At 58.5% G+C, this 18,412-nt stretch carries 21 protein-coding genes and 1 other RNA gene; 8 read left to right on the forward strand and 14 right to left on the reverse strand.

Features of this window, described 5'->3' with window-relative positions; translation table 11 throughout:
- The first annotated feature begins 19 nt into the window (after positions 1-19).
- The 3 genes from deoA to udp are packed head-to-tail and all read left to right on the forward strand — an operon-like array spanning position 20 to position 2,565.
- Entirely contained in the window at positions 20-1,339 is a 1,320-nt protein-coding gene (deoA, locus tag IEX44_RS07440) for a thymidine phosphorylase (RefSeq protein WP_188691216.1), read from the forward strand.
- Positions 1,340-1,363: 24 nt separating this feature from the next.
- Complete coding sequence (locus IEX44_RS07445) at positions 1,364-1,765, forward strand: cytidine deaminase (protein ID WP_188691219.1); 402 nt, start codon at positions 1,364-1,366, stop codon at positions 1,763-1,765.
- Positions 1,766-1,791: 26 nt separating this feature from the next.
- Entirely contained in the window at positions 1,792-2,565 is a 774-nt protein-coding gene (gene udp, locus IEX44_RS07450) for a uridine phosphorylase (RefSeq protein ID WP_188691221.1), read from the forward strand.
- 166 nt (positions 2,566-2,731) lie between these two features.
- Here the strand turns inward: udp and IEX44_RS07455 are convergent, their stop codons facing one another.
- Together IEX44_RS07455 and glnK are read right to left on the reverse strand one after the other, a co-directional pair.
- Complete coding sequence (locus tag IEX44_RS07455; protein WP_188691224.1) at positions 2,732-4,192, reverse strand: ammonium transporter; 1,461 nt, start codon at positions 4,190-4,192, stop codon at positions 2,732-2,734.
- A gap of 35 nt (positions 4,193-4,227) precedes the next feature.
- On the reverse strand, positions 4,228-4,566 hold the full coding sequence (glnK, locus tag IEX44_RS07460) for a P-II family nitrogen regulator (protein ID WP_188691227.1): 339 nt from the start codon (positions 4,564-4,566) through the stop codon (positions 4,228-4,230).
- A 282-nt stretch (positions 4,567-4,848) separates the two neighbouring features.
- Between glnK and IEX44_RS07465 the strand changes: the two genes are divergently transcribed.
- A complete protein-coding gene (locus IEX44_RS07465) occupies positions 4,849-5,109 on the forward strand; it encodes an accessory factor UbiK family protein (RefSeq protein ID WP_188691230.1) in 261 nt (86 codons plus the stop codon).
- A gap of 69 nt (positions 5,110-5,178) precedes the next feature.
- Here IEX44_RS07465 and rnpB read toward each other — a convergent pair.
- The 4 genes from rnpB to IEX44_RS07485 form a co-directional block, all read right to left on the reverse strand.
- An RNA gene (gene rnpB, locus IEX44_RS07470) (RNase P RNA component class A) lies at positions 5,179-5,549 on the reverse strand.
- A gap of 73 nt (positions 5,550-5,622) precedes the next feature.
- Entirely contained in the window at positions 5,623-6,111 is a 489-nt protein-coding gene (locus IEX44_RS07475; protein ID WP_188691233.1) for a hypothetical protein, read from the reverse strand.
- Positions 6,111-7,148: a dihydroorotase gene (gene pyrC / locus IEX44_RS07480; RefSeq protein WP_188691237.1), complete on the reverse strand. Its 1,038-nt coding sequence runs from the start codon at positions 7,146-7,148 to the stop codon at positions 6,111-6,113. Before pyrC ends, IEX44_RS07475 begins: the two co-directional genes overlap by 1 nt.
- Positions 7,149-7,173: 25 nt before the next feature.
- Complete coding sequence (locus IEX44_RS07485) at positions 7,174-7,401, reverse strand: sulfurtransferase TusA family protein (protein ID WP_188691241.1); 228 nt, start codon at positions 7,399-7,401, stop codon at positions 7,174-7,176.
- Between the two features lie 207 nt (positions 7,402-7,608).
- Here IEX44_RS07485 and IEX44_RS07490 point away from each other — a divergent pair, with 207 nt between their 5' ends.
- Positions 7,609-8,250 carry a CNP1-like family protein gene (locus tag IEX44_RS07490; protein ID WP_188691246.1) on the forward strand — a complete coding sequence of 214 codons (642 nt, stop codon included), beginning with the start codon at positions 7,609-7,611 and terminating at the stop codon, positions 8,248-8,250.
- 74 nt (positions 8,251-8,324) lie between these two features.
- Here IEX44_RS07490 and proB read toward each other — a convergent pair whose 3' ends face one another.
- Positions 8,325-9,446: a glutamate 5-kinase gene (gene proB / locus IEX44_RS07495; RefSeq protein ID WP_373287773.1), complete on the reverse strand. Its 1,122-nt coding sequence runs from the start codon at positions 9,444-9,446 to the stop codon at positions 8,325-8,327.
- A 111-nt stretch (positions 9,447-9,557) separates the two neighbouring features.
- Here proB and msrQ point away from each other — a divergent pair, with 111 nt between their 5' ends.
- Positions 9,558-10,163, forward strand: coding sequence for a protein-methionine-sulfoxide reductase heme-binding subunit MsrQ (gene msrQ / locus IEX44_RS07500; RefSeq protein ID WP_188691254.1), 606 nt, complete (start codon positions 9,558-9,560; stop codon positions 10,161-10,163).
- Between the two features lie 142 nt (positions 10,164-10,305).
- Positions 10,306-11,325, forward strand: coding sequence for an aldose epimerase family protein (locus IEX44_RS07505; protein ID WP_188691256.1), 1,020 nt, complete (start codon positions 10,306-10,308; stop codon positions 11,323-11,325).
- Positions 11,326-11,404: 79 nt separating this feature from the next.
- Here IEX44_RS07505 and yidC read toward each other — a convergent pair whose 3' ends face one another.
- The 4 genes from yidC to rpmH form a co-directional block, all read right to left on the reverse strand.
- Entirely contained in the window at positions 11,405-13,063 is a 1,659-nt protein-coding gene (yidC, locus tag IEX44_RS07510) for a membrane protein insertase YidC (protein WP_188691258.1), read from the reverse strand.
- 128 nt (positions 13,064-13,191) lie between these two features.
- A complete protein-coding gene (gene yidD, locus IEX44_RS07515) occupies positions 13,192-13,401 on the reverse strand; it encodes a membrane protein insertion efficiency factor YidD (protein ID WP_188691261.1) in 210 nt (69 codons plus the stop codon).
- Positions 13,389-13,754 (reverse strand): ribonuclease P protein component, encoded by a 366-nt coding sequence (rnpA, locus tag IEX44_RS07520; protein WP_188691264.1) that lies wholly within the window; start codon positions 13,752-13,754, stop codon positions 13,389-13,391. The genes yidD and rnpA overlap by 13 nt, the downstream gene beginning before the upstream one ends.
- A 21-nt stretch (positions 13,755-13,775) precedes the next feature.
- Positions 13,776-13,910 carry a 50S ribosomal protein L34 gene (gene rpmH / locus IEX44_RS07525; RefSeq protein WP_184101372.1) on the reverse strand — a complete coding sequence of 45 codons (135 nt, stop codon included), beginning with the start codon at positions 13,908-13,910 and terminating at the stop codon, positions 13,776-13,778.
- Positions 13,911-14,170: 260 nt separating this feature from the next.
- On the opposite strand from rpmH, the gene dnaA reads away from it, so the two are divergent.
- A complete protein-coding gene (gene dnaA / locus IEX44_RS07530) occupies positions 14,171-15,592 on the forward strand; it encodes a chromosomal replication initiator protein DnaA (protein ID WP_188691267.1) in 1,422 nt (473 codons plus the stop codon).
- 135 nt (positions 15,593-15,727) lie between these two features.
- Here the strand turns inward: dnaA and IEX44_RS07535 are convergent, their stop codons facing one another.
- Genes IEX44_RS07535 through IEX44_RS07545 form a run of 3 tightly spaced genes read right to left on the reverse strand, consistent with a single transcriptional unit; the run spans position 15,728 to position 18,246 of the window.
- Entirely contained in the window at positions 15,728-16,660 is a 933-nt protein-coding gene (locus IEX44_RS07535; protein WP_188691272.1) for a Dyp-type peroxidase, read from the reverse strand.
- Positions 16,661-16,662: 2 nt separating this feature from the next.
- The gene (locus IEX44_RS07540; protein ID WP_188691276.1) at positions 16,663-17,238 is read right to left on the reverse strand and encodes a YqiA/YcfP family alpha/beta fold hydrolase; all 576 of its coding nucleotides are present in this window, start codon (positions 17,236-17,238) and stop codon (positions 16,663-16,665) included.
- Positions 17,239-17,268: 30 nt separating this feature from the next.
- Positions 17,269-18,246, reverse strand: a complete 978-nt coding sequence (locus IEX44_RS07545) for a quinone oxidoreductase family protein (protein ID WP_188691280.1) — start codon at positions 18,244-18,246, stop codon at positions 17,269-17,271.
- Positions 18,247-18,412: the final 166 nt, after the last annotated feature.

Raw genomic sequence — 18,412 nt, forward strand, 5'->3', positions numbered from 1 at the left:
CTGTTTGCCGAGGCCGATCATGTTTCTTCCCCAGGAAATCATTCGAAAAAAACGCGACCAACTCACTCTAAGCACCGAGGAAATCAGCTTTTTTGTCCGGGGCGTAGTTGATCGCTCCGTGTCTGATAGCCAGGTGGCCGCACTGGCCATGGCGATCTACTTCAACGGCATGAGCACCGATGAGCGCGTAGCGCTCACGCTGGCCATGCGTGACTCAGGCCGCATTATGGAATGGGGCAACTGGCACCTGCCTGGGCCGGTGCTGGACAAGCATTCCACCGGTGGCGTGGGCGATGTGACCTCCCTGCTGCTGGCACCCATGGTGGCGGCCTGCGGCGGTTTTGTGCCCATGATTTCCGGGCGTGGTCTTGGCCATACCGGTGGCACCCTGGACAAGCTGGAAGCCATCCCTGGTTACGATGTCTCTCCCGATTTGCCACGCTTGCAGCGCATTGTCAGTGAGACCGGGCTGGCTATTGTCGGTCAGACCTCTGACCTTGCCCCCGCCGACAAGCGCATTTATGCAGTGCGCGATGTCACTGCGACTGTCGAATCCGTGGCCATGATCACTGCGTCCATTCTTTCCAAAAAGCTGTGCGCCGGCTTGCAGGCGCTGGTGATGGATGTCAAAACCGGAAGCGGGGCATTCATGGCGACGCAGGAAAAAGCCCGGACGTTGGCGCGCAGCATTGTTGATGTTGGCAACGGAGCCGGGCTTAAGACTTCTGCACTGATCACTGACATGAGCCAGTCGCTGGCGCCTGCAGCCGGTAACGCGGTTGAAATCCGCTGTGCCATTGATTATCTGACCGGCAAAAGCAGACCAAAGCGCCTGCACGAGGTCACCATGGCGCTCGCTGTACAAATGCTGGTGTTAGGCGGCCTGGCCAGCAACGATACCGAGGCCCGTGTGAAGCTTGAACGAAGCCTGCAGACCGGCGCGGCGGCGGAGCGCTTTGCGAAAATGGTCGCCGCGCAGGGCGGCCCCGTTGATTTGCTGGAGGCACCCGATAACTATCTGGTGCAATCACGCACTCAGGTGCCGGTCATCGCCACGCAGTCGGGTTATGTCAGTGCCATTGATTGTCGCGCACTGGGGCTGGCGGTCGTCAACCTTGGGGGCGGGCGACGTTTGCCGGCAGACCGGATCGACTTTGCAGTGGGTTTGACCGAACTGGCAGAGCTGGGCACGCCCGTTGAACCCGGCCAAACCCTGGCTATGGTGCATGCCCACAACGAAAACAGCGCCCGTAATGCCATGGCCGAAATCACCGCTGCCTATGCCATTACGGACGCGCCCCCGCGCCTGCCCGCCGTGATTCACGAGCAAATTCATTGATACCGGTTTTGAGAAGGAATCGCCATGGACCAACAACAACTCATGCAGGAAGCAAAAGCCGCACGCCAGAAAGCGTACGCACCCTATTCGCGATTTCAGGTGGGTGCCGCGCTGTTAACCCGCGATGGCAAGGTATTTCACGGCTGCAATGTAGAGAATGCCTCTTACGGCTTGTGCAACTGTGCGGAACGTACTGCGTTGTTCGCTGCCGTTGCGGCCGGGTATAAACCGGGTGACTTTGCTACCCTGGCGGTAGTGGGAGACACCGATGGCCCGATTGCCCCGTGCGGCGCCTGCCGTCAGGTCATCATCGAACTGGGTTCACCTACGCTCGAGGTGATACTGACCAACCTCAAGGGTGACGTTGAAGTCACCAGCGCCAGCGCCCTCTTGCCCGGTGCGTTTTACCTGGATCCCAACGCCTGATCTACCGTTCTGACAAGGACAAGCTCATGTCGCAAACCGATATCAAATCCGAGGTCTTTCACCTGGGATTAACCAAAGCCATGCTCAAGGGCGCCACTGTAGCCATTGTGCCTGGCGACCCCGGCCGCAGCCAGCGTATTGCCGAGCTGATGCACAACCCGCAACCCCTCGCCAGTCACCGCGAGTTCAATTCCTGGCTTGGCGAACTGGACGGCAAGGCGGTGGTGGTGTGCTCCACCGGGATTGGCGGGCCATCGACCTCCATTGCCGTGGAAGAACTGGCGCAACTCGGCGTGCGGACGTTTTTGCGCGTGGGCACAACGGGGGCGATCCAGCCACATATCAACGTGGGCGACGTACTGATCACCACCGGCTCTGTGCGGCTGGACGGTGCCAGCTATCACTTTGCACCTGCGCCATACCCGGCCGTTGCGGACTTCGACTGCACCACTGCGCTGGTCGCCGCCGCCAAGTCCAAACGTGCAACGGCTCACGTGGGCATTACGGCATCGTCTGACACCTTCTACCCAGGCCAGGAACGCTATGACACGTATTCCGGCCGCGTGAACAAAGAATGGGAAGGCAGCATGAAGCAATGGCAGGCATTGCACGTGATGAACTACGAGATGGAATCTGCCACGTTGTTAACCATGTGTGCTGCAATGGGTTTGCGGGCAGGCATGATCGCAGGCGTGATCGTCAACCGCACGCAGCAGGAAACCCCCAACGCAGAGACCATGAAGAAAACCGAGAATGATTCCGTCGCGATTGTGATCGAGGCAGCCCGACATCTGCTCTAGCAAACCGCGGCGCAGGTCATACAACAAAACCGGGCCCTGCAGCCCGGTTTTTTATGCACTCAACTGGTAAAACCCACCCCACAAAAAAAGAACCCGCCTTGCGGCGGGTTGAAGGTACGACTCTGCTCTTTACGATCAAGAGGATGGGTTTTGTCTTGTTCTGGTTTTACTCCACACGTTCGCCGTGCAGTACCACATCCAGACCTTCGCGTTCTTCTTCTTCCGTCACGCGCAGGCCGATCACAACATCAATAATCTTCAGCAGAACGAAGGTCAGTACGCCGCTGTAGATCAGCGTGGTCAACACGCCCTTGATCTGCAGAACCACGTTACCGTCAGCACCACCGATATCCTTCACTGCGAACACACCCGTCAGCACCGCACCCAGGATACCGCCCACACCGTGCACGCCAAAGGCATCCAGAGAGTCGTCGTAACCGAGCTTGTGCTTGAGCCATGTAGCGGACCAGAAGCAAACCACGCCCGCCAGCAGACCAATGATCAGCGCGCCGCCTACACCCACGAAGCCAGAGGCCGGGGTAATGGCAACCAGACCTGCCACTGCACCAGAGATGATGCCCAGTACGGACGGCTTGCCCTTGGCAACCCACTCAGCAAACAACCAGCCCAGCGCAGCCATGGCGGTAGCAACTTGTGTGGTCATCATGGCGAAACCGGCACGGCCATCAGCAGCCACAGCGGAACCGGCGTTGAAGCCGAACCAGCCCACCCACAGCATCGAAGCACCGATCAACGACAGCACCAGGTTGTGCGGGGCCATGGCTTCTTTGCCGTAACCTACGCGCTTGCCCAGGACCAGAGCGCAAACCAGACCGGCCACACCGGCGTTGATGTGCACAACGGTACCGCCAGCAAAGTCCAGGATGCCTGCGCCAGCCAGCCAGCCGGTCGGTTCCCACACCATGTGAGCGATCGGGGCGTAGACAATGATGGACCACAGCGCCATGAACACCAGCATGGCAGAGAACTTCATGCGATCAGCAAACGCACCAGTGATCAGGGCCGGAGTGATAATGGCGAAGGTCATTTGGTAGACCATGTACACCGATTCCGGGATCGTCGATGCCAGGTGGCTGACGGTCAGGGTCGTTGCATTGGCACCCTTGATGTAGTTCATGCCAGACAACAGAACACGAGAGAAACCGCCGATGAAACTGTTACCCGGCGTGAAGGCCAGCGAGTAACCAATCACCACCCAGATAATCGTGACCAGGCAAGTGATGGCAAAGCTTTGCATCACGGTCGCCAACACGTTCTTCTTGCGTACCATGCCGGCGTAGAACAGTGCCAGGCCCGGGATGGTCATGAACAGCACCAGCGCGGTGGAAGTCAGCATCCAGGCGGTGTCGCCACTGCTGATCTTGGAAGAGTCAACGCTGAACGGCGCAGTCGGTGCCGGGGCTGCAGCCGGTGCAGAAGCGGCACCTGCAGCAGAAGCATCAGAACTCACTGCAGCAGCCGGGGCCGGTGCGGCAGCAGAAGCGTCAGATGCCACTACAGCGGCGGCGTCAGATGCTGGCGCCGCAGCGGAAGCATCGTCTGCAAAGCTGGGGGCGGCCATACACATCGCGCCCAGCATTGCGAACATCGCAAGTAATTTCTTCATCGGGTCATCTCCTTCCCGTATTGTTCTTGGATTGCTTAAATCGCAGATTCACCGGTTTCGCCGGTGCGGATGCGAACAACGTGCTCGAGCTGGAAGACAAAAATCTTGCCGTCGCCGATCTTGCCGGTGTTCGCGGCTTTCTCGATGGCTTCAAGGGTTTGATCCAGCAGGTCGTCCGCAATGGCGACTTCCAGTTTGACCTTGGGCAGAAAATCAACAACGTATTCGGCGCCGCGATAGAGTTCGGTGTGGCCCTTCTGACGGCCAAAGCCTTTGACTTCGGTCACGGTCAAGCCAGCCACGCCAATGGCCGACAAAGCTTCACGAACCTCATCGAGCTTGAACGGCTTGATGATGGCGGTAACAAATTTCATGGGTTTGCTCCTCATGTCCCGGTAACGACGTTTCCCTCTCAGCAGAAACCGTGCCAGGTCTGAAAATGACGTCAGACCGTGACGGACAAACGGTAAATGCGCCGCTTTGCACCTGGTATCGCACCATTTGCGAGCGCATGACCCAAGTTGAAAATAGTGCATGCACCGTGCAAGTGCATGGATTTTCAGGAAATATTCGCGTAAGCAACCACCTGCAGGAGTAGGCTTTTATGCTTGCTCTGCTAAACTGACCGGGTACGCAACAAAATCAGGAGAAGCATCATGATCAAGGAAAAGCTGTTCGACGAAATCGCCAACAAGATTTCCGACGCCATTGCCAACAGCCCGGCCAAGGATATGGAAAAGAACGTGCGCGCGATGATGAGCACCGCGTTTACCAAGCTTGATCTGGTTACCCGTGAAGAATTCGAGATCCAGCAAGAAGTGCTGGCGCGCAGCCGTGAAAAGCTGGCCGAACTGGAAGCACGCGTACTGGACCTGGAACAACGTCTGCACGGTGCCAATCCGCAAGACAGCATTTAACGTCCTGCTAACCGCCGGATAAAAGAAAAAAGCCCCATGGCATGCCATGGGGCTTTTTGTCTGAATGGGTTGCGAAGCCAGCCGGTAAGCCGGGTTTTGTACAGATGCTCGCGCATCCTGACAGCCATTCCTCTAGGCCCATCATTACTGATGGACTCATGCAACCTACCCGCAGGCTCGACGGGCCGTTTCAACGCCTGCTGCTTGGTCTTGCTCCGGATGGGGTTTACCGAGCCGCCCGGTTGCCCGGGACGCTGGTGCGCTCTTACCGCACCGTTTCACCCTTACCTGTGCCAGTTTGACCTGGCCATCGGCGGTCTACTCTCTGTTGCACTTTCCGTCGCCTCACGGCGCCCGGCCGTTAGCCGGCATCCTGCCCTGCGGAGCCCGGACTTTCCTCCCCCCGTTTTGCAACGGGCAGCGACTGTCTGGCTTGCTTCGCGGCCCCGATTATACACACATTCATCGCAGGCCCTTTTCCATGGGTCGGTTTGCTGGGCCGGCGCGCGCTGGTCAACCCTCTGCCGCTGGCATGGTCTCTGGGGCTTGCTCCGTAAATGGCAGCCCGGCCAGTGCGGCCAGGCGGTGCGCTTCTTGCACCGCTTTGGCCACGCCACTACGGGTTGCCCGGTAGTGCGAAAACACAAACCGCGCCTCTCCGTTGTCAGCCAGGCACACCCAGACACTGTCCGGACCGATGATATTGGGTTCCTGATCCAGTACCACGCGGGTAAACGCCGTCAGGGCGATGTGCCGCGTACGCACCGGAATGAGGCCCAGAAAGCAGATGCGCCGTTCCAGCACGCCACCATAGACGCGTTGCTCGGCCGGAAAAGCCCAAAACCCGGCAGCCAGCAGCAGCATGGAGTACCAGAACAGGCCGAAGAAGTGGTTTTCAAAGCGCGGCGAATCAATCAGCGGCCAACCCCAGCCGGCTGCTGCGATCAACACCACGCCGAATACCAGCCACGCCGGCTTGCTGGCGTTGCGATGTGTCAGCATCAGTCTGCCAGCGTCCATTGCACTTCTTCACCGGCGCGCAGTGGCACCACGGTGTGTTCGCCAAACGGATATTCAGCCGGTACAGTCCAGGCCGTACGATTCAGTGTGACCCTGGCGGTATTACGCGGCAGACGGTAGAAGTCAGGGCCATTGAAGCTGGCGAAGGCTTCCAGTTTGTCCAGCGCGCCCGCACGGTCGAACACCTCTGCATACAGCGGCAAGGCGGCATGAGCGGTATACATGCCTGCACAGCCACACGAGGCTTCTTTGGTATGGCGGGCATGAGGTGCGCTGTCGGTGCCAAGGAAGAACTTGGCAGAGCCACTCGTCACCGCTTGCACCAGCGCCTGACGATGTTGCTCGCGCTTGAGCACAGGCAGGCAATAGTGATGCGGGCGGATACCACCCGTGAACATGGCATTGCGGTTCATCAGCAGGTGATGCGCGGTAACGGTCGCGGCGACGTTATCCGGCGCAGCAGCCACAAACGCAGCGGCCTGGCGCGTGGTGATGTGTTCCAGCACGACACGCAAGGTTGGCAGGCGCTGCAGCAGCGGCGCCAGAATGGTATCAATGAACGTGGCTTCGCGATCGAACACATCGATCTCATGATCAGTGACTTCGCCGTGCACCAGCAGCGGCAAGCCAATCTCTGCCATTTTCTCCAGCGCAGGCATGACCTTGTCCAGGCTAGTCACACCACTGTCAGAGTTGGTGGTGGCACCCGCCGGATAAAGCTTGATGCCATGCACAAAGCCGGAAGCCTTGGCGCGCACGACTTCAGCCGGATCGGTGCGGTCAGTCAGATACAGCGTCATCAAGGGCTCAAACGCCATACCGGCCGGCAGTGCCGCCAGAATGCGGTCGCGGTACGCGGCAGCCAGCTCCGTAGTCGTGACGGGGGGCTTGAGGTTGGGCATGACGATGGCGCGGGCGAATTCACGCGCAGTATGAGGCAACACCGCAGCCATCAATGCGCCATCGCGCAGGTGCAGGTGCCAGTCGTCCGGGCGGGTCAGGGTAATGGTCTGGGTCATGTTGGGGTCGGTCTCTCGCGCGGGTTCAGCGCTTCTGGATCACAAAAACAAACTTGCCTTCCGTCGCGGCGCTATCGAGCAGCGGGTTGCCGGTCTGCTTGCAGAAGGCTTCAAAGTCTTTCGGCGTTGCCGGATCAGTGCAGGTCACGTGGACGGTTTGTCCGCTTTGCAGGTTGGCCAGCGCTTTTTTGGTACGCAGGATCGGCAAAGGGCAATTCAGGCCAGACAAGTCGATAACGAGATCGGCATCCATGGGCAGCGGTTCTCTTGTTGAAATGCTTGATACAAGGCAAACCCCGGATTTTACGCTTCAAATGCACGCTTTGCCGATCAAGATGTATCCCGCTCGCTTCAGAGAATTTACACAAGCGCGCCGCGAATGCGGCTGGAACGGCGTATCATTAGAAGGTTGTGGCCGGCCAGCCCGAGCGTTGCGCCACCCCGCTTGAGGAGCAAGAACTTGAAATGCCTGATCCCTGCCGCGTGCCTGTTGTTGTGCGTGGCTAGCCATGTGTACGCCGCTGAAAGCGGGGAAAACACCGATGCACGCAACGCTGCCAACAAGTCACTGGATGATGGCGATGCAAAGCACGAGTACAGCATCACCAACTTCTTCAAAGACAAGCTGCCCGCACCAGCCGAACAAAGCTTCACCGCGCCTGACCTGGCCACTTTGGGTGACTGGGCGCCGATCCGCAATAATTATGCTTGGGGCAATGTTCATTTCATCGTTTCCAAAGACAGCCTTTCCGTCGGCGATAAAGACAAACTGGTTCGCTACGCTGTAGGTATTCCGCTGCGCAACGGCAAGTACAACTACGTGTATGAAGGCATGGATTGCGATACCGGACAGTCCCGTGCGTATTACTACGGCAATAGTGACAACCCGGTCTGGGCACCGTTGAACCGTCCTTGGGAACGCATCCAGGAAAAAGGTTACAACACCTACCAGGCACCGCTCTACGATGCGTTGTGCAGCATGCGGGATCCGATGTCGATCAAGGACATGAAGTCTGCGCTGGGTTCGAGCTCTACCTCGCAAAACTCCGCCAAATGCCCGGCCTGCCACACTGGCGGTGAAGGCGCGTCTTCCGGCAAGTAATCCGGCCGGATGACCTGATGAAAAAAAGGGGCTGTCAAACAGCCCCTTTTTTCATGCCCGGCCCAACGTGATGATTACAGTAGCACCAGGTTATCGCGGTGGATCAGTTCGGGTTCTTCCAGATAACCCAGCAAGGATTCGATCTGGCTGGTCGGCTGGCGCATGATACGGCGCGCATCACCTGCCGGGTAATTGACGAGGCCCCGCGCCAGCTCCACGCCTTCGGCATTCACGCAGCTCACCATGTCGCCGCGCGAGAACTCGCCTTCCACCGCGACCACGCCAATCGGCAACAGGCTGGAACCCTTTTCCGCCAGCGCACGCCGGGCCCCTTCATCCAGTACCAACCGGCCTTTGACCTGCAAGTGAGCGGCAATCCATTGCTTGCGCGCTGCCAGCGGCGACGTTTCTGCGATCAGTTGTGTACCGATCGCCTCACCCCCCGCAAGCCGGGTCAGCACATCCGGCTCGCGACCGCTGGCAATGATGGTCGCAGCGCCGCTGCGCGCGGCGCGTTTGGCCGCGATCACCTTGGTGTACATGCCTCCAGTCCCTACGCTGGAACCGGCACCGCCGGCCATGGCTTCCAGCGCCACATCGCCCGCACGTGCTTCCTGAATCAGCTTGGCGGAGGGATCTTTACGCGGATCGGCAGTGTACAAGCCTTGCTGGTCGGTCAGAATAACCAGGGCTTCGCCTTCCACCAGATTGGTCACCAGTGCGCCCAGCGTATCGTTGTCGCCGAATTTGATTTCAGCGGTGACCACAGTGTCGTTCTCATTGATGATGGGAATCACACCCAACGACAACAAGGTCAGCAACGTGGTGCGGGCATTGAGGTAGCGCGTGCGGTCTGCCATGTCTTCGTGCGTGAGCAAGACTTGTGCGGTTTTGAGGCCATGCGCGCGAAAGGCACTTTCATAGGCCTGGCACAGTCCCATCTGGCCGACGGCTGCGGCAGCCTGTTTTTCGTGGATGGCCGTGGGTTTTTCTTTCCAGCCCAAACGCGCCACACCTTCGGCCACCGCACCGGATGACACCAGCACGACCTGTTTGCCCATGGCTGCAAGTTGAGCGATCTCTGCCGCCCAACGGGCTAACGCAGTGTGATCAAGGCCGCGACCTTCATTGGTGACAAGGCTCGAACCCACCTTCACCACGATGCGGTGTGCAGGCAAGAGGGCACTGACAGGCATGTTGTTCATCCGGAAGATTTGAAAACGCGTAATTATACCGGTCTGGCCCTGTCATAGACGAAGCGGTTGCACGACCAACACTTATTAGCCGGATTTTTTACGGAATCAACCATGTCTGCCCTTGCTATCAAACGTCTGAAAATCGTTTTGTTTCTGGTTTGCCTGATTCCGCTCGCCCGCACAGCCTGGCTGGCGCTCAGCGCGGTCAACCCGATCGAATTCATCACCCACCAGACCGGTACCTGGACGCTGATTTTTTTGCTACTGACCCTCACCATCACGCCGCTGCGACAACTCACCGGCCGCAACGAGTTGATTCGTTTTCGTCGCATGTTGGGCCTGTATGCGTTTTTTTATGTGTGCCTGCACTTTCTGACCTGGCTGGTGCTGGATCACTTTTTTGATTTTCACGCCATCATCAAGGACATCATCAAACGCCCGTTCATCACCGTGGGCTTCCTGGCCTTTGTGTTGCTGATCCCGCTGGCCGTGACCTCTACCGACAAAATGATGCGGCGCCTCAAGCGCAACTGGGGCCGCTTGCACAAACTGATCTACGTGATCGCCCCGCTAGGCGTGTTGCATTACTGGTGGCTGGTCAAACGTGACATCACCCAGCCGCTGATCTTTGCCGTGCTATTGGGCATCTTGCTGGCCTGGCGCGTGGTACGGCGGCAACGCGCTGTGGCAGCGGCAACCTCTGGTGCACGGGCATAAAGCGGCCAGATTGGCCGATCTATCCAGCAATCGGGCAAGCGGCTCCATATCGACGCCTTTGCCCGGCTAAATGGTTCCAGCATAATTTGCGCTTTTCCGGCTATCCGCCGGACTTTTGCTACCGTTTCTGGCTGGAGCCTTCATGTCGATTCAATCTGCGCCGTGGGATCACGACGCAACGCTGTACACCCTGGAAAACGCGCACGGCATGCGCGTGCTGATTACCGATATTGGCGCGTCGCTGGTGTCCTGGTTTGCACCAGACCGCGATGGCAACGTCGCGGACATCGTGCTGGGCCACAAAGACGCAGCAGGGTATCTGTCCGGAGCGGGTTTCTTCGGTTCTATTGCCGGGCGCTGGGCCAACCGGATCAAAGGGGCGCGTTGCCATATTGATGGCCAGCAACACACCTTCACTGCCAATGAAGGAGCCAACCTCCTGCATGGCGGCGATGCCGGGTTTCATACCCAGCGCTGGCAAGGACGTATCCTGGGTAACAAGCTGCAGCTGACCTTGACCTCGCCTGATGGCGCAGCGGGTTTTCCGGGCACGCTGCAGGTGTGGATAGATTACGAACTGAGCGACGACGGCACGCTGATCCTGACCTACGCGGCCCGCACCGATGCAGCCACGCCGGTTAATCTGACCAATCACGTGTACTTCAATCTGGCCGGTGAAAGCGCCGATATTCGCGATCAACAACTGCAAGTGAACGCCAGCAACTATCTGGCCATTGATCAGGAATCCATCCCGGTCGGCGTGGCGGCCGTTGAAGGCACGCCGTTTGATCTGCGCCGGCCGGCCAGTCTGGGCGAGGTACTTGCCCAGACGCACCCGCAACTGGCCATCGCACGCGGGCTGGATCATTGCTATGTGCCAGATGGTGAGCCCGGCAAGCTGCGAGAGGTCGCTACCTTGTTTGATCCAGCCAGTGGGCGTGAACTGATTACGGCCACGACCGAGCGTGGTATCCAGATCTACACCGGCAATTTTCTGGAAGGCACCGTTGGCCGCCGCACCTATCATGCGCACGATGGGGTTTGCCTGGAAACCCAGGCCTTCCCCGATCAAGTCAACATGCCATCAGCCGAAGAAGTCATCCTGCGCCCGGGCCAGACTTATCAGCAGATCACCACTTACCGCGCCGCTGTACGCGAGTAATCCCGCCGCTGCACGTATCGGGCGCACAAAACAAAACAGCCACCGCAAAGGGTGGCTGTTTTTTGTTTCAGGCTAGCAATCAGGCAGTCTGAACGGTGTCTTGCTTGTTGATCGACCGGGTGATGTACCACTGCTGGGCAATCGACAGGCAGTTGTTCACAACCCAGTAAATCACCAGACCGGCCGGGAAGAAGAAGAAGAACACACTGAAAATCAGCGGCATGATCTTCATCATTTTGGCCTGCATCGGGTCCGGCGGCGGCGGCGACAACAGCGTCTGCACGTACATCGAGACCGTCATCAGCACTGGCAGCACATAGTACGGGTCTTTCACCGACAGATCGTGAATCCACAGAATCCACGGGGCCTGACGCAATTCAACCGCAGCCAGCAGCGCCCAGTACAACGAGATGAAGATCGGGATCTGCACCAGCATCGGCAGACAACCACCCAACGGGTTGACCTTCTCGTTCTTGTACAGCTCCATGGTGGCTTGCTGGAACTTCATGCGGTCATCGCCATGCTGCGCTTTCAACTTCTCCAGGCGCGGTGCCAGCTTGCGCATCTTGGCCATCGAGCGATAGCTCTTGGAAGCCAGGGGGTAGAACAGCGCCTTGATCAGCATGGTCAGGATGATGATGGACCAGCCCCAGTTGCCGACGATTTTGTGGATATGATCCAGCAGCCAGAAGATGGGCTTGGAGAACACGGTGAAAATGCCGTAGTCCTTGATCAGGTCAAAACCCGGAGCCACATGATCAATAATGGCGGTTTCTTGCGGACCTGCGTAAAGCTGCACGGTCAGGTCTTTCTTGCCACCCGCCGGAATCGCCGGCAGATCAACAATGGCACCCGCGGAATACAAACCGTCCGGCAGCTTCTTCAGTTCATAACGGCAGGCGGTTGCACCACATGCCGACGGCTGATCAAACGGCGACAGAATCCAGGCACTGGCGAAGTAATGCTGGATCATGGCAATCCAGCCTTCCTTGGCACTTTGCACGTAGTTGGCTTCGCCCTTGTCGATCTTGGAGAAATCCACCTTCTGGAACTTGCCTTCTTCCGTGTACACGGCCGGGCCAGTGAAGGTATGTGCACCACCAAACATGCTCGGACCGGTGCTCTGGTCGGCAGGCTTGCCGTCACGCAGCAGGCGGAAGTACGCCGACGTGGTCACGGGCCTGGCACCGCCATTGGTGATCTCGTAGCTGACGTTGATGATGTAGCTGCCGCGCGTGAACGTGTAGATCTTGGCAACCTTCACGCCATCCGGACCGGTGCTTTCCAGTCGCACATCGACCTTGTTCTGGCCATCGGCCAGGGCGTAGGCATTCTGGCCGGCGGTAAAGATGCTCTTGTGGTTCGGCATGCCGGTGCCAATCAGGCCAGTTTGCGCCACATAGGTGTGCGCACCACTGTCTTGCAGCAGTGTGAACGGCTGGGTGGCATCGCCCTGGGCACCATGCTTGAGCAGTTGCAGCTGACGCAGATCGGCACCATCGGTGTCGATTTCGGCAGCAAACAGGTCTGTGGTGACCTTGATGCGCTGACCCTTGGCCAGTGCGGCGCCATCTTGCGGTGCAGCGCCAGCAGTTGCAGGGGCCGCAGCGGTGCCGGAGGCAGTCGCGGTTTGCTCGGCGGTCTGGGCGTGCGGATAACGTTTGTCCATCCACTTCTGCCAGAAGAAGAGAATGCCAAACGAAATCGCGATGAACAGAATCAGTCTGCGGGTATCCATCGTTTACTCGAATCACGGTCCGGCGCAGCTTTTTTGCTTGCTGATCCGGCACCTGGTGCCTGTTTCGGTGTAGTCAGGCCAGCCATGGCTAAATGTCTGGAATGACTGCGTTTTTGCTGCAAACCCGTTCAGGGAACGGGGTCGTGCCCATGCCCACCCCACGGATGGCAGCGGACAAGACGGCGCATTGTAAGCCACCCACCTTTCACCGCGCCATATCTGGTCACGGCTTCGATCGCATATTGTGAGCAACTGGGGGTGAAACGACAGCGCGCGCCTAGCAAGGGGCTGAGCGTGTAGCGGTAGATTTGCAGCAATAGAATGATCAGACGGGACATCTGCGGCGGATCCGTGCGAACAGATCTTGCAATTCTTCCCGCACGGCAACGCGTTCCTTGCGGCCAAAAGCCTGGCGCGAACGCACCACCAGATCAAGCCCTGCCAGAGACTGGGCGTTGAGGCGGAAAGTTTCCCGAATTGTGCGCTTGATGTAATTGCGCACCACGGCCCGGTTGTCGGTCCGTTTGCCTACCACGAGGCCGAGTCTGGCCATTGGCAGCGCGTTAGGACGGGCTAGAACCTGGAAATGGACATTGCTGACCGCGTTACGCAAACTAAAAACGGATGAAAATTCATCCGTTTTTAGTAAACGCTGTGCCCGCGTAAAGCGGTATCGTGCAGCGCCCGACATGCCGGACGCACCCGCTTAAAATCAGGCGGACAGCTTGGCGCGGCCTTGAGCGCGACGAGCGCGCAGAACTGCGCGGCCACCGCGGGTTGCCATGCGTGCGCGAAAGCCGTGGTTGCGTTTGCGCTTGATAACGGAAGGCTGGAAAGTACGCTTCATGATGGTGTCTCTGCAAAAAAACTGGAGTAAACCATCAATTACACAGTTAAGCTCTTAAATTGTCAACACAAATAGACAAACGCTATCCACTGCGCCTGTGGATAAGTCCGCTTGTTGAGCGTAGAATCCGGTCGATCCACAAAAATCAGTCCGAACCAGGCTTTACCCGGACCGGCTTATCCGCCGGTCCTGCCGGCCGTGCCCTGCGCGCTCGCCGGATCGGGTAAACCAGACATTAGGGCATATCAAAACAGGTCGTCATGTCTGCACTGGAAAACTGCTGGTCCCACTGTCTTACCGAACTGGAGTCCCGCCTTGGGGCAGACCAGTTCCGTATCTGGATCAAGCCGCTGGTGGCCGAGGTCGACGGCGACAGCATCAACCTGATTGTCCCCAACCAGATTTTCCTGCAGTTCATTCGTGACCGTTATCTGGGTGTGATTGAAGAATCCGCCAGTTCTTTCTTTGAGGGTGGCGTGCCCGCGATCTCGCTCAAGGTGGGTTCTGCCGCACGCAAGATACCTGCGCCTTCTGCGACACCACCGCGCCCGGCGGCCTCGCCTGTGGCAAGCAACCAGCCCGCCAGTTTCGCGACGATTCCGGCTCCGGCGCCCAGCGTGCGGCCAGTACCGCCCATCCAGGGTGGGTCTACCCACCACGAAACCACACGCCTGAACCCCGCATTTACCTTTGAAACACTGGTCACCGGTAAGGCCAACCAGCTGGCACGGGCCGCAGCCCAGCAGGTGGCAGAAAACCCGGGCGTGAGCTACAACCCCTTGTTCGTGTATGGGGGCGTCGGCCTGGGTAAAACTCACTTGATCCAGGCCATTGGTAACGCCGTGCATCAGCGCAACCCGGCGGCCAAGATTCGTTATATCCACGCCGAGAAATATGTGGCGGACGTGGTGCGTGCGTACCAGCACAAGTCGTTTGATGAGTTCAAACGCTATTACCACTCGCTTGATCTCTTGCTGATCGACGACATCCAGTTTTTTGTCGGTAAAGACAAAACCCAGGAAGAGTTCTTCTACGCCTTCAATGCGCTGGTAGAAGGCCACAAGCAGATCATCATCACCTCTGACCGCTATCCCAAAGAGATCGACGGCCTGCAAGACCGGCTGGTGTCGCGTTTCTCCTGGGGCCTGACGGTGGCCATCGAGCCACCTGAACTGGAAATGCGTGTGGCGATTCTGATGATGAAAGCCGAGCGGGAGAACTTCAAACTCGACTCGACTGTGGCGTTCTTCATTGCCAAGCACATTCGCTCCAACGTGCGTGAACTCGAAGGCGCCCTCAAGCGCGTACTGGCCTATGCGCGCTTTACCAATCAGGCGCTGACGCTAGAGGCTGCCAAAGAAGCGCTGCGCGACATTCTGGCTTCCGGCAACCGCCAGATCACGGTTGAGAACATCCAGAAGACCGTGGCGGACTTCTACAAGATCAAAGTCGCGGACATGCACTCCAAAAAGCGCACCCGCGACATCGCCCGTCCACGCCAGATTGCCATGTCGCTGACCAAGGAGCTGACGCCAATGTCCCTGCCAGCGATTGGTGATGCCTTCGGCGGGCGCGATCACACCACCGTGCTGCACGCCTGCCGCACGATTGAGACCCAGCGCAGCAGCGATAACGAGCTCTCGCACCAGTACAACGTGCTGTTGCAAATGCTGCGTAGCTGATTGTGCTTTAGCGCTGATGTAAAAAAGCCCGGGCGATGCCGGGCTTTTTTGTTGGGTTTGCCAGCTCGCCACGCGTTGCGCAGCAAGCAACGTGGCGATCGGCACAACATACCGACCCACCCCGCCGCCATCTGGTCACTTGGCAGTCAAACTTGCCAGCTTCTCCCGGCTGGGCGCAAAGAATGCCGCACCGGTCACCGCACGGGTGTAGTTCAGCATGTGGTCGACCCGACCATCAAATGTCGGGGCCACCATACGGGTCAGCATCTTCTCAAAGACATCTGGCGTGCGCGCATAAGAGGCAAAGTACAGGCCACGATCCCCCGCTGGCGAACCATACGGCAGCGAATGGCGCAGCATTTCCAGCTCTTCACCGTTTTCCTCAATCACCACACGGGCGATGTGGGATGTGCGCGGTTTATGCTCGTCGTCCATTTCCTCGTTGTGCGCTTTGGTGCGGCCCATGATGGCCTCTTGTTGCTTGACCGGTAGCTTGGTCCATTGCTCCAGCCGGTGCACATAACGCTGCACATGAAGATAGCTACCGCCCGCCCAATCAGCGTCTTCGTCTCCGACCACAGCGGCCTCGGTGCGCGCTTCATCGCCCTCGGGGTTTTCTGTGCCATCCACAAAACCGGTCAGATCGCGTTTGTCGCGGTACCGGAACCCGTTCACAGACTCGACCACCTCAAACCAGTCCCCCAGTTGCACGGCCAGATGATCGGCAAATTCAAAAATCAGGTCGTAGCGCTCACCACGGATATGCAACAACAAATCGCCGTCGGTAGCCGGCGCCGGGTGAATGGCGCCCGCAATCCGCGGGAACGGCCGTAGCAAAGCAGGACGGCCAGTTTCAAAAATTTCAGTCCAGCAATCACTGCCAATGGCCAGCACGGCGCTGATGGCGGCTTCTTTATGGCCTGCGGCCAGCGCCTCAGCCCGCTCCGGGATTTGCCCCAACAAGCTGCGCAAGGCTGGATCGCCCCGGCGCCCCAGACGACGCCGCAAGGTCAGGAAAATTGCGTGGGTAGACGCAACAGGCAAAATGCCGCGCTGTGGCGTAGGCATGACTAGCTTTCTCCTTGAGCGAAGTTCCAGATTTGCGGCAGGTAATCGCCATACCGCTGGAACGAATGATCACCGCCTTCAATGACGGTTTGCGCGCTGCCTGCGTATTTGGTGACGGCCTCACGGTAATCCAGCGTTTCATCGCCGGTTTGCACCATGAGCCAGTAGCGCGCAGGGTCGCTGATGTTACGCTCGAAGTGTTTCAGGTGCTCGCCGAACACTGCGTCAATTTGATGAATCTCACCGGTCTGGTAATTTCGTTGCGCACCCACGTACTGGTTGATCAGCACATAAGGGTGAACGGCCGGATTCACCAGCACCGCCTTGCCACCGGACTCCTCAACCGCCCAGGTGGCAAAGTAGCCACCCAGCGAGCTGCCAATGAAGCACACTGGCTCGCCGTGCAGTTTGTCGATCGCCAGGCGGATTTCCGTAGCCGCCTCATAAGGCTCCATCGGCAACTGTGGGCAGTGGAAAAAATCCGAATAACCGTGTTCAGCCATCCAGACCGCAGTCTCGTTGGCTTTATGTGAAAACGGACTCGATAAAAACCCGTGCAAATACATGAGATGGACCATGGCGGCGCTCGCAGTACGGGTTATAGGGATTTACGGCAGCAGTACAATGGAGCCCGTCGTCTGACGGCCTTCCAGATCCCGGTGAGCCTTGGCTGCATCGGCCAGGGCGTAACGCTGGTGGACTTCCGCTTTCACCGTGCCATTGGCAACAACCGAGAAATAATCCGCTGCGGTTGCCAGTAATTCCTCACGCGTTGCGGTGTAATACCCCAACGTTGGGCGGGTGAGAAACAGCGAACCCTTTTGCGACAAAACGCCCGGAGAAAACGGAGGGACCGCGCCAGAGGCATTGCCAAAGCTGACCAGCATGCCACGCGGTGCAAGGCTATCGAGCGAGCCCTCAAACGTCGCCTTGCCGACGCCGTCATAGACCACCGGCACACCTTTACCGTCAGTCAGTGCCCGGACTTGTTCGGCAAAATTGCCTTGGGTGTAGTCGATGACATGATCGCAGAACGGCGCCACCAGTCTGGCTTTGGCCGCCGAACCCACCGTGCCGATCACGGTTGCGCCCAGTGCGCGCGCCCACTGCGTGGCGATCTGGCCCACGCCTCCAGCGGCCGCGTGGATCAGCACAGTCATGCCCTGCTCTACCTTGAAGGTTCGCTTGAGCAGGTATTGCGCCGTCATGCCACGCAATAACGTACCGGCCGCAATTTCATCCGGGACCGCATCCGGCACCGGCACAAGGCGGGCAGCCGGGATATTGCGGTGAGACGAGTACGAGCCGATGGGGCCGCCGGCATACGCCACGCGATCGCCCACTTTGAATTCGGTGACCCCCTCGCCCAGTGCTTCCACGACACCGGCGGCTTCCTGGCCAATACCAGAGGGCAAGGGCACCGCGTACAAGCCGCTGCGGTGATAGGTATCAATGAAATTGACACCCACTGCAACATGGCGCAAGCGCACTTCACCCGGGCCAGGTTGATCCGGAATCTGGGCTTCCACGTAACGCAACACCGACGCATCGCCGGTCTGATCAAAACGAATGGCTTGTACTTTCATGGTTCCGCTTCTCCTGTGCGATGTTTCGCATATTCTTTTTGTACGGCTACGCCCGGACAAGACGCCCGGGCTTCTGTGTGCAAGACCCCGTATCGGCTGATTATGTTCCAGCGGTGACACCCGTTCCCGATCAATGCAAGGCTGCTGTCAAAGTGGGTTTTTCATC

The sequence above is a fragment of the Silvimonas amylolytica genome, assembly GCF_014645555.1.
GTDB classification, from domain to species: Bacteria; Pseudomonadota; Gammaproteobacteria; order Burkholderiales; family Chitinibacteraceae; genus Silvimonas; species Silvimonas amylolytica.

Bases quoted from the DNA above. Each gene is read 5' to 3' on its own strand.
- udp (WP_188691221.1), top strand. From the start codon at position 1,792: ATGTCGCAAACCGATATCAAATCCGAGGTCTTTCACCTGGGATTAACC.
- IEX44_RS07465 (WP_188691230.1), top strand. From the start codon at position 4,849: ATGATCAAGGAAAAGCTGTTCGACGAAATCGCCAACAAGATTTCCGAC.
- proB (WP_373287773.1), bottom strand. From the start codon at position 9,446: ATGCCTGTCAGTGCCCTCTTGCCTGCACACCGCATCGTGGTGAAGGTG.
- dnaA (WP_188691267.1), top strand. From the start codon at position 14,171: ATGTCTGCACTGGAAAACTGCTGGTCCCACTGTCTTACCGAACTGGAG.
- IEX44_RS07445 (WP_188691219.1), top strand. From the start codon at position 1,364: ATGGACCAACAACAACTCATGCAGGAAGCAAAAGCCGCACGCCAGAAA.
- rpmH (WP_184101372.1), bottom strand. From the start codon at position 13,910: ATGAAGCGTACTTTCCAGCCTTCCGTTATCAAGCGCAAACGCAACCAC.
- rnpA (WP_188691264.1), bottom strand. From the start codon at position 13,754: ATGTCGGGCGCTGCACGATACCGCTTTACGCGGGCACAGCGTTTACTA.
- pyrC (WP_188691237.1), bottom strand. From the start codon at position 7,148: ATGACCCAGACCATTACCCTGACCCGCCCGGACGACTGGCACCTGCAC.
- IEX44_RS07505 (WP_188691256.1), top strand. From the start codon at position 10,306: ATGTCGATTCAATCTGCGCCGTGGGATCACGACGCAACGCTGTACACC.
- IEX44_RS07475 (WP_188691233.1), bottom strand. From the start codon at position 6,111: ATGCTGACACATCGCAACGCCAGCAAGCCGGCGTGGCTGGTATTCGGC.
- msrQ (WP_188691254.1), top strand. From the start codon at position 9,558: ATGTCTGCCCTTGCTATCAAACGTCTGAAAATCGTTTTGTTTCTGGTT.
- IEX44_RS07535 (WP_188691272.1), bottom strand. From the start codon at position 16,660: ATGCCTACGCCACAGCGCGGCATTTTGCCTGTTGCGTCTACCCACGCA.
- IEX44_RS07485 (WP_188691241.1), bottom strand. From the start codon at position 7,401: ATGGATGCCGATCTCGTTATCGACTTGTCTGGCCTGAATTGCCCTTTG.
- glnK (WP_188691227.1), bottom strand. From the start codon at position 4,566: ATGAAATTTGTTACCGCCATCATCAAGCCGTTCAAGCTCGATGAGGTT.
- yidC (WP_188691258.1), bottom strand. From the start codon at position 13,063: ATGGATACCCGCAGACTGATTCTGTTCATCGCGATTTCGTTTGGCATT.
- IEX44_RS07455 (WP_188691224.1), bottom strand. From the start codon at position 4,192: ATGAAGAAATTACTTGCGATGTTCGCAATGCTGGGCGCGATGTGTATG.
- IEX44_RS07540 (WP_188691276.1), bottom strand. From the start codon at position 17,238: ATGGTCCATCTCATGTATTTGCACGGGTTTTTATCGAGTCCGTTTTCA.
- yidD (WP_188691261.1), bottom strand. From the start codon at position 13,401: ATGTCCCGTCTGATCATTCTATTGCTGCAAATCTACCGCTACACGCTC.
- deoA (WP_188691216.1), top strand. From the start codon at position 20: ATGTTTCTTCCCCAGGAAATCATTCGAAAAAAACGCGACCAACTCACT.
- IEX44_RS07545 (WP_188691280.1), bottom strand. From the start codon at position 18,246: ATGAAAGTACAAGCCATTCGTTTTGATCAGACCGGCGATGCGTCGGTG.